Genomic DNA, 8487 nt, shown 5'->3' with positions numbered 1-8487 from the left:
CCCGCTGGACGTCCTCGGGGAGGTAGCTGGAGAAGGACTTCCAGTCGGTGCCCGTCGCCGCCTTCCGCCGGCGGCCGAGGTCCTCGCCGACCTTGACGCCTCCGGTGTTCGGCGTGAGCGGCGGCTCGGTGACGTTGTCGGGGGTCTCGAAGTTGTGGCGGGCCATCAGGCGGCGGTCCTCTTCTCGTACGTGTCGGCGAGCAGTTCGAACCCGGCGACCGCCTGCTGGAGCTGCGAGCCCTTCGCGTGCTCCAGGGGGACGTGGTCGTTCGAGGCGTTCGCCATGATCTCCCGGCGGCCGATGATCGGGTCCCAGACGAGGTCACCGAAGATCCGCCGGATGCTTTCGAGCTGCTGGCGCTGCCGCGGCTTGCCCTGCTCGTAGTCGTTGACGATGACGCCGTCGATCGTCAGATCGTCGGCGTGCAGGGCGGCCTTCTTGTCCGCGATGAACTCGCGCACCCGGCGGGCGCCGAGGATCGCGTCGATCTCCGCGCGGGTCACCAGGAGGACGCCGTCCCCGGCGGAGAACGCCATCTGGGTCAGGTGGAACAGGCTCGGGGGGCAGTCAATGAGGACGTGGTCCAGGTCGTCGTCGGCGCCCTGGAGGGCCTTGGCCAGGCGCTGGTGCGCGCCGGCCACTCCGGCTTCGGCGTACCGGTTCTCCAGCTCCAGCCAGGCCGGGGCCAGCCGCATCCGGTCGGCGTACTCGATGTCCCAGTTCACCGACGTCCACACCTGGCGCATCGTGCCGACACGGTCGGCCTGGACCGCCTCGCTGACCGTCACCTGCGGCTGGGCCTCGTTGTAGGTCCAGCCCGCCCGGCGCGAGAGGTTGCCCTGCGGGTCGAAGTCGAGCAGGCCGACCCGCCGGCCCCGCTTCGCCAGCGCCGCCCCGAGCCGGAGCGTGACGTCGCTCTTGCCGACCCCGCCCCGGTTGTTGATCACGACCGTACGCCTGGCCATCGCCTCGCCCCTGCCCGTACCTCGTTGACCCCGTCAGCACGCCAGCTTGCCAGCGCGGCGGGCGTGCTCGCGAGCAGACGCGCCAACCCGCCCGCCAGCCAGCCCGCCAGCATGCCAGCACATCGGCAGCTCAGGCCGTCGTGCACCACCGGTCCGCTTGTGGGTGAAGAAGCCACCGCCCCGCGGGCGCCCTCCCCGCGCGGGCAGTGCACTACCCGCGCGGGTGGCTTCTTCACCACTGGAACCGGTACTTCTCTCTAGTCACAGAATCCAAATAGTTAAAAGAACTACCCGCACTACCCGTACTACCCGCATAACCACAGGTCAGATAGGTTGCGGGTAGTGGTCAGGTGGCAAGATCGCACTACCCGCAACTACCCGCACTACCCCGTGGCGGATAGTGCGGGTAGAGCGGGGACGGACTACCCGCTGCGGGTAGAGGCCGAGCAACTACCCGTAGGCCGCTGACCTGCTGCTTTGCGGGTAGTGCGGGTAGTGCGGGCAGTGCGGGTAGTAGTTGCCGCGCTCATTGAGTAGTACGCACGACGAAGGCCCGCACGGAGTGTCCGTGCGGGCCTTGGGCGATGCCGAGGAGTGGCTACTGCTGAGGCGGGGGGCCTTCCACCCGCCAGTAGTTGATCTTCTGGCGGGCGTCGCGCCGGGCGAGGATGCGGTAGCCGCTGAAGAACCGTCCCTGCCGCGCCCGCAGCCACTTCCCGAGCTGCTTCGAGTTCGGGATCTTGTCGCCGTTGGTCGGCATCACCTTGCTGAGCGAGGATGCGGCGCTCATCCCGGTAGCGGAGGCGAAGGCGAAGTCGACCAGATTCTGGGACGTGTACTCCTTCGTGCCCAGCTCGTCGTGCCATACGGAGAGGAAGGCGGCCCACTCCATGGAGTCCTCGTCGGCGTCCTCCATCTGCTCCTCGCGATCTTCCAGCCACCCGGGCAGGCACATCCAGTTCAGGATGCCGCCCAGGGTCCGAGGCCAGGCGCCGAAGGAAGCCATGTGGTGGCTGGTCTTCGGCATCCCGGCCGACACCCAGCCGCAAAGCAGAGTGAGGAGCGCATGGAGGACTTCGGCGGTGTGGAGCTGGAGCCACTCGTTGAGGTCGCCGGCCGCGAAGGCTGCGGGGTCGCGGGTGTCGGGTCGGACGTCCGGGTTGAGGCGAACCCAGATGGTTCGGCGGGCCAGGTCGTCGCCGACGGTGAGGTTGTTGCCGTTGGCGACCCACAGCATGTTGTTCGGGATGTTCGCCATCTCCGACTTGCCGAGGACACGGTCACCCCAGATCTGCGAGGTGATCAGCTCCGACATCACGGGGAAGCGCAGAGTGTGGCCGGAGGGCACGTTGTCGAAGACGGTGACGGGGTGGCCGGACTCCATGAGCACGGAGGTGATGACCTTCCGCTGCTCGCCGTTGTCGGAGCCCCAAGAGGCCGTTTTGAGCCCGAAGAGGTCACCCATGATCCGCGAGAGCAGCGACTTGCCGGAGCCCGGGTTGGTCGCGGTGATGCACCACAGCGGGGTGGGGTCCGGGATCATCGAGCGGAGCAGGGGAATGAACAGGGAGCCGACGAACTGAGCGAGGTCGCTGGCGGCCATCCAGGGGAAGTCCCCCAGCATCCTGCCCACGATCAGCTCTTGAGCGTCGGCGATTTGCTCCGGGGTCGGGTTCTCCGGAACGTCCTTGATGCGGATGCGCGGCGAGTAGAACCATCCGGTGGCCGGGTTGTAGCCCTCCCGGAGGTGCAGTCGACCGTCGGGGCTGAGCAGGGGAACGGAGGTGATCCCCTTGAGCGCGGGCAGCTTCCAGTTGTTGCGGGCGAGTACTACGGCCGCGACTCGCGTGGGGAGAAGCACCGGGGCGGGCCCGGTCTTCCGCATCTTGAAGACTTCGGCGTGCTCGTGCAGGGCGAGAGTCAGGCCGTCCTTCGAGATCTCCTCGATGAAGGGGCCGTCGTTCCCCTCGCCGATCCACACGGGCCGCCGGCCCCGCAGGTACACGTCGGCAATCGCGCCCGACTGGAGCGCCCGGGTCACCTCGGTGACCCCTGTCGGCTCGTCGGTGACGTCGATGACGACGCGCTCGCGAACCTCAGCCCGCGGCTGGGGTACGGCGGTGACGGTGTCGGTCGGGTGACCGTCGTCGGACGGGTGGCTCACGTGTGCTCCGTTCTCGGGAGCTGAGCCTGTTTCCGTCTCCTCTGCCTGGTCACCGTGTCGTACAGTGGTGACTAGCTAGGAAGGCGGGAGGGTCGAGAAACAGGCCCAGCTCGAAAGCTTCCAGAGTCGGCCCGGTTTAGGTGTGCAACCACCTGCCGGGCCACTCGCTTTTCTGATGTGGGTTGACCCTAGCTGAGCGTGTTTATGCAGCTCAGGCCATTTGTGTCGAGGGCACCGGGATGCCCGCTTCGGCGAAGCCGCGATCGACGGCCCGGACCGCGTACGACTCGGGGACTCCGACGGCGACGGCCGCCGCGACGATCTCCCCGCCCAGAGCCTCCAAGCCGCACGGTCCGGGGCACTCCTGGTGCAGAGAGCCGAGGAACCGTGCGACACCGAACGCCTGGCTGGCGGCCCCCTGCTCGCGGTGGCCGGTGACCATGGCGACGCCCTTGTCGAGGCCGGTCCGGACGTACCGCTCGGTGTGACGGCACCCGGTGGCGACCGCCCGAGTCCACGAGGCCCGAGGCATAGGCGAAGACGCCACCGCCCCCGCCGGCACCACGTACCGGGGGAGGGCGGTTACCGTCTCGGGCAGCCGGATCATCAGGCCCTCGCCGGGCCCGAGCCAGCGGGCGTATGCCATGAGCGATTTGATGTCGACGCCGGGGCGCACGCCGTTCGCGGACTGCATCGTGCCCAGGTAGATCCAGTGCTGGCCCCGCGTCGTGGCCACGGTCCGGGTGGCGGGGAGGGTCTCGCGGGCCCAGGCCACCGCGTCGGCGTTGTCGAGGTCGACCACGGTCACCCCCGTGCCGCCCGGGTGGTAGCCGACGGCCCCGGCCCGCTGCCAGGCCGCCGCCCAGGCCGCCGACGTCACGACGTCGGCGGAGGTCGAGGCGGCGGCCCAGCCGTGGCACGGCCGCGGGCACGAGCAGGCGCCAGCGGACTTCATGTTGGGCCTGCCGCCGCACGCGTTCTTGGCGCACGCGGCGCAGTTCCCGAACGGACCCTTGCCCTCGCGGAGCGGCAGCACGGGCACGCCGAGCGCCACCAGCTCCAGGGCCTGCCGCAGGTACTCGCCTGCTGAGGTGTCGTGCGTCATGAAGTCCTCCTCGCCCATCCGGCCTGGTCAGATCAGTTCAGGGGGACGCCGTACCGCAGCGTCCAGCCGGGTCCGAGGGTGTGCTTGGACACCTCCACGGTCCGGCCGTCTTCGGTGCGACCGACGTGGGTGATGGTCAGCAGCAGGGAGCCGGGCTGCACCCCGAGAGCGTCGGCCTGCTCGGGGCTGGCGGGCTCCTGGGTGACGTCCTCGACGACCTCCGTCTGAGCCAGCCCGGCGTCGGCCATGCGCGAGATGATCCCGCCCACGCCAGTGTCGAGCTGAGCCACGTCGGGCGCGGCCTCCGCGACGAAGGCCGGGATGTAGGTGTCGCAGAGCTGGACCAGACGGTCACCGTCGAACATGCGACGACGCCGGATGACGACCTCCGCCTCGGTGTTGCCGAGGTGGGCGCGGATCTCGTCGGGAGCCGAGCCGCGAGCTACGTCGATCTCTGCGCGAGGGCTGCCGCCGGCGCGCTTGGTCTCAGCCTCGAATGCCCCGTGGGCACCGGCTTCCGCCCGCTGCCGGTACCGGCTCCGGGCATCCCGGGTGATCGTCCCGTCGGTGCCGATGGTGTTGCTGGGCATTTCGCTCTCCTTCGTTGTGATGGGTGGGTGGAACGGGCAGGACGTCAGTCGGCGTCCAGCTCCCAGGTGTACGAGAACCGCCAGATGTTCGCGGGCATGACGTGCACGGCGACTTCTACGACACGGCCTTCCGCCGTCGAGGCGTGGTGGACCAGCTCGTAGACCTGCCGGTCGTCCGGGATGCCCAGGGCCTCCGCCTCCTCCGAGGTCGGGAAGCGGACCTCGATGGACTCGCGGATGCGTCGCTGAGCGAAGCCGAGGTCGGCGAGGCGGTTCTTGCTCCCGCCCTGCCCGGTGTCCTGCTCCTCGATCGGCGTCCCGCCAGCGATTTCGACCGGGAACCAAGAGGTCGCGAGCTGGACGACGAAGCCCTCTTCGGCGTCGGCGGTGTCCCGCCCGGCCTTCATGGCGCGCTGTCGGTAGATCGCCTTCGCGGAGTGGTGCAGGTCGAAGGCGTCGGCGACCTCGCGGGGCGGCCGGGCCCGGCCGATCTCGGTAGGGGTCGGCTTGTAGACCAGCCCGAGCCGGTTCAGCTCAGCCTCGAAAGCGCCCCGAGCCCCGCCCTCGGACCGGGCCGCGGGCTGGTAGCGCCCGGTCCCGTCCCGAGTGATCTTGCCGATGAACGGGGTCACGAACGAGCCCTTGCCCTGCCGCGTGACGATCAGCCCGTCCCGTTCCAGCAGCCGGAAGACGTCCCGGGCGGTCTGGAAGGCGATCCCCTCAGCGGCCTGGAGGTCGGACACGCTGGGCAGCTTGCCGCCAGGCGGGTACTTCCCGTTCTCGATCTTCGCCCGCAGGTCGGCGGCAATCCGCTCGGTCTTGCCCGGCTCCTTCTTGGCCACGGCCCTCCGCTCCCTTCGATTCGTCGGTGATGTCGTTGGCGGCAAGCATGACATAGCTAGTTGAGTATCGGAAGCCGGGGCCGCATCCGGGTGTGTTGTAGCGGTGTTTCCGCAGGTCAGAAATCCAACCTGCTCGCACTCAGCTAGTTGTGTTGACACCCGCTGGCAGAGGTGGGTTAATCAATCCGCACGCCACTCAACTAGTTGGGCTGGCGGGCTGCGTCCTGGCCTCGTGTCGGGACGAAGGGTCCCGGGACAGAGCGGGGCGAGGGGTCCGGGCACCGTGGCACGCCTGGGAGGTGGAGCACCTGCCTACGCCCATCGGCGATCCGGTGGAAAAGGTGCTGGCGCCCCGGGATTGCGTTTGGGATCTGGCCGGTTCGAGTCCGGCTCGGGGCACTGCGGCATCACGCCGCTTCTTCGGCCGCCGGTGGCTTCTTCATCTTCGGCCGGCCCCGCGTTGGAGCGCGGGACCGGCCGGGCCTGGCGGCCCAGATCGCATGGAGGTGCGACCCGTGAAGAACGGTACCCACGACCAGGCCCTGGCCGCTGACCTCGCTGAGATCTACGCGAACCAGCACGTCAGGGTCCTCAACATCGTCGCCCGCACGCTGCGCCTGGAGGACCGGGCCGCGTACGCCGAGGACCTCGCCCAGGACGTGTGGCTGATGGTCTGGCAGTACCTGCTGCGCGGCAACGAGATCCGCAACGCCTCGGGGCTGCTGTCGGTGTTCGCCCGGCGCCGGGTGTACGCGCACTACCGCTCCGCGCGGGTCCGCCGGGAGATGGCGATGGACCCGCAGGACGGGCCGCTGGACCGGCTGTGCGCCGAGCTGGCGGCGACCGGGACGGGGGCGGCGCGATGAGGACGGCCCGCCGGGCGGTCCGCTTCCTGGCCCGGATCGCGTCGGGCGACTGGCAGTGCAACCAGTGCGGCAACTGGTTCTCCGGACCGCCGTCGCAGACCTGTCCGAGCTGCACCTGATCATTGGCCACCCGGGTCCGGAGCGCTTCGGCTGCTCCGGACCCGCCCCCCGCACCGTTTCGGATGGAGAGAGATGACGACCACAATCGAGCCGCCCGCCAAGGCGCCGGCGCCCTACGAGCCCGACCCGGTCCCCGCCTTCCGCGAGGCCGCTTCGGGCACTCGCCCGATTCCTTCGGGTACTTCGCCCGAGGCTTCGGGCACTCCGGTGGAGGACGAGCCGACCGGCACGCCGGAGGTCAGCCGGAAGGTGAAGGTCGCCCTCGGGATCGCCGCCGTCGTCGGCGGCTGCGTCATGGGCGCGATCGGCTTCTACCTCTCCTTCGGGAACCTGAGCAAGGCCGGGCACACGGTCTTCGGGTTCTCGGTGGACGACGGGAAGTTCTTCGCGATCGGTGTGGACGTCGCGATCGTCACCTGCCTGCTGCTGGACCTGTTCATGGCGACGATCCGCACGTCGTGGCCCCTGCTGCGGTTCCTCGCCCACGTCATGACCGTGGCCAGCGTGTACTTCAACGCCGCCGCGTTCGGCTCGATCAAGGACCACCCCGACAAGGCCCTCTCCCATGGGCTGATGCCGGTCCTGTTCGTCATCGGCGTCGAGGCCGGGCGGCGGATCCTGGTCCACCAGGCCGCGCTCCCCGCCGACCACGACACCATCCCCGGACACCGCTGGCTGCTGGCCGCCCGCCCCACCTGGCGCATCTTCAAGCAGATGAAGCTGTGGGACGAGGGCTACGCGGAGGCCATGGGGCGGCTGCGCGAGCGGGCCATCTTCGACGCCTGGAACGAGTACAAGGCGGACCTGGCCAAGGCCGGGCTCGAGGAGGGCAGCGAGGCGGCTCTGGCGCGGCTGCCGAAGAAGCTGGAGCCCTTCGGCCTGACCGTGGACGAGGCGCTGGCCCTGCCCGACCGGATGGCGCGCGAGGAGCTGCGCCGCCAGCAGGAGGCCGAACGCCGGGCCCGCGACCTGGAGCTGGAGCGGGAGCGGGCCGAGCATCAGGCGGAGAAGGAGCGCCTGGCGCACCGCAAGGAGATGGCGAGCCTGACGGCGGACCTGAGCGCCACCGAGGGCGTCGCCGGGGCCCAGGCGCGCGGGGCGGTCGCGGAGGCGGAGGCGCGGGCCGATGCTCAGGCTCGGGCGGCTAGCGCGCTGAGCGAGGCGGTCGAGTCCGAGGAAGCGGCCGAAGCCAAGAAGCGAGCAGCCGAAGCGAAGGCCCGAGCGGTCGAAGCCGAGGCGCGAGCGGCCGAAGCCAACGCCCAGAAGATGGCCGCGCTGGCGAAGACGGAGACGGACAAGGCGAAGGCGCTCGAAGGGATTCACCGAGCGGCCGAAGCCGAAGCCGGAGCGGCCGAAGCGCAGAAGCGAGCGGCCGAAGCCCGAGAGGCGGCGGCCCAGATCCTGCGCCGAGCGGTCGAAGCCGAGGACGCCGCGAACTTCACCCCGCGCCAGCGCCGGGTGCGGATCGTCGCCCGGATGATCCTGGCGAAGTCCCCGGAGGACGTCACGCTCGACGAGGTCGCCACGGCGATCGGCGTCACCTCCGGCAGCACGGCGTCGACCACCAAGGCCGATGCCGTCGCGCTGATCGAGGCCGGGTACGACCCGGCCCGCGGCTACGACCCGGAGGCCGCCTCGCGCACCGCAGCGTGAACAGCCCGCCGGCACCACCGATGAAGGCCAGCCCGAAGGAACCGGGCTGGCCTTCGTCGCGACTGCCGGAAGCAGTCACCACACGACCAGGACGAAGGAACCGCCCTGGTCACGACCACAACGGTAGAGGAGAAACCCATGAGTTCCGCCGAGAAGTGGACTTCCGATCACCTCCTGTCGC

Annotated in this window: 8 protein-coding genes; 3 read left to right on the top strand and 5 right to left on the bottom strand. The window is 69.8% G+C overall.

Going from position 1 to position 8487, the window contains the following annotated elements:
- Nucleotides 1–165 precede the first annotated feature (165 nt).
- The 5 genes from ABT106_RS29625 to ABT106_RS29605 all read right to left on the bottom strand — a co-directional run bounded on the left by ABT106_RS29625 (nucleotide 166) and on the right by ABT106_RS29605 (nucleotide 5667).
- Nucleotides 166–966, bottom strand: a complete 801-nt coding sequence (locus ABT106_RS29625) for a ParA family protein (protein WP_351283480.1) — start codon at nucleotides 964–966, stop codon at nucleotides 166–168.
- A 598-nt stretch (nucleotides 967–1564) separates the two neighbouring features.
- Nucleotides 1565–3130 (bottom strand): hypothetical protein, encoded by a 1566-nt coding sequence (locus tag ABT106_RS29620; RefSeq protein ID WP_351283478.1) that lies wholly within the window; start codon nucleotides 3128–3130, stop codon nucleotides 1565–1567.
- Between the two features lie 211 nt (nucleotides 3131–3341).
- Entirely contained in the window at nucleotides 3342–4235 is an 894-nt protein-coding gene (locus ABT106_RS29615) for a bifunctional DNA primase/polymerase (RefSeq protein WP_351283476.1), read from the bottom strand.
- A 32-nt stretch (nucleotides 4236–4267) separates the two neighbouring features.
- Nucleotides 4268–4825, bottom strand: coding sequence for a UTRA domain-containing protein (locus ABT106_RS29610; protein WP_351283473.1), 558 nt, complete (start codon nucleotides 4823–4825; stop codon nucleotides 4268–4270).
- Nucleotides 4826–4869: 44 nt separating this feature from the next.
- Nucleotides 4870–5667 (bottom strand): GntR family transcriptional regulator, encoded by a 798-nt coding sequence (locus ABT106_RS29605; protein ID WP_351283471.1) that lies wholly within the window; start codon nucleotides 5665–5667, stop codon nucleotides 4870–4872.
- 515 nt (nucleotides 5668–6182) lie between these two features.
- Here ABT106_RS29605 and ABT106_RS29600 point away from each other — a divergent pair.
- From ABT106_RS29600 to ABT106_RS29590, 3 genes are all read left to right on the top strand, one after another.
- Entirely contained in the window at nucleotides 6183–6533 is a 351-nt protein-coding gene (locus ABT106_RS29600) for an RNA polymerase sigma factor (protein ID WP_351283469.1), read from the top strand.
- On the top strand, nucleotides 6530–6652 hold the full coding sequence (locus ABT106_RS29595) for a hypothetical protein (protein WP_351283466.1): 123 nt from the start codon (nucleotides 6530–6532) through the stop codon (nucleotides 6650–6652). The genes ABT106_RS29600 and ABT106_RS29595 overlap by 4 nt, the downstream gene beginning before the upstream one ends.
- A gap of 73 nt (nucleotides 6653–6725) precedes the next feature.
- Nucleotides 6726–8306, top strand: a complete 1581-nt coding sequence (locus tag ABT106_RS29590; protein WP_351283464.1) for a DUF2637 domain-containing protein — start codon at nucleotides 6726–6728, stop codon at nucleotides 8304–8306.
- The last annotated feature ends 181 nt before the right edge of the window (nucleotides 8307–8487 follow it).

The organism is Streptomyces sp. NPDC002044 (assembly GCF_040296725.1).
In the GTDB taxonomy this organism is placed as follows: Bacteria; Actinomycetota; Actinomycetes; order Streptomycetales; family Streptomycetaceae; genus Streptomyces; species Streptomyces antarcticus.
The sequence above is the reverse complement of the archived record's forward strand: the minus strand, read 5'-3'. Positions and strand labels throughout refer to the sequence as shown.